This is a genomic window from Pseudomonas sp. P1_F7 (genome assembly GCF_056405655.1).
Genome location: NZ_JBFUBR010000066.1, coordinates 1 through 896 on the forward strand (window position 1 = coordinate 1; position 896 = coordinate 896).

Consider the following 896-nt stretch of genomic DNA (forward strand, 5'->3'; position numbering starts at 1 on the left):
AACTGAACTGCTCAGGCAGGGTGTTGGCGTTGTTGCCGGTTGGGTGGGCTTCGTTATCGTTGAGGGTATAGCTGTAGCTGACGACGCCGGTCGTCGCGTTGAACCCGGTGATGGTCAGGGTGCTGCCCAGCGGGGTGGTGATCGATTGCGGGAACCCGGCGGCCACGCCGCCGGTGACCACGGCAATACCGCCGACGGTCAGGGTCGTCACACCGTCGAGCGCGGTGACGGTGAAGGTGCCGTTCTGGGTCAGGGCCGACGTGTTGGGGCTGCTGCCGTCGCTGAGGTTTTTCTCGAAGACGGTTAACTCGCCGCCCCCAGCATTCAGACCGCCAATCGTGATCGAGTCATCGTTGTTGTGGATCTGCAGCACCAGGTTCGCGCTTCTGCTGTCGCCGTCCGAATCGGTGATGGTGTAGGTGAAGGTTTCGCTGCCGTCGCCACCGCCGTGCAGGGCTTTGAAGTCGGCATCGCTGGTGTTCAGCGTGTAGGTGTAAGTGCCGTTGGCGTTGAGTACCAGGGTGCCGTAAGTCCCGGTGAAGGTACCAGGGGTGATCGGTCCGGTGTTTTCACCGACCGGCACGCGGTCGGCGCCTTGCACGTCGTTGCTCAACACATTGCCGTTGAGGGTCAGCAGGGTTTCAGAAGCGGTACTGGTGTTGCTGTCGTCCATGCCTTTTGGCAGGTCGTCGACGATGTTCACGTCGAGGCTGCCCGTGGCGGTGGTGCCGTTGTCGTCAACCACGGTCACGGCGAACTGCTCAGGCAGGGTGTTGGCGTTGTTGCCGGTTGGGTGGGCTTCGTTATCGTTGAGGGTATAGCTGTAGCTGACGACGCCGGTCGTCGCGTTGAACCCGGTGATGGTCAGGGTGCTGCCCAGCGGGGTGGTGATCGAT

At 62.2% G+C, this 896-nt stretch carries 1 protein-coding gene; it reads right to left on the reverse strand.

Annotated features, from left to right (window positions below; genetic code table 11):
- Positions 1-896, reverse strand: an 896-nt coding sequence (locus AC1D1M_RS31395) for a VCBS domain-containing protein (protein ID WP_477778688.1), incomplete at both ends; no start/stop codon positions are given.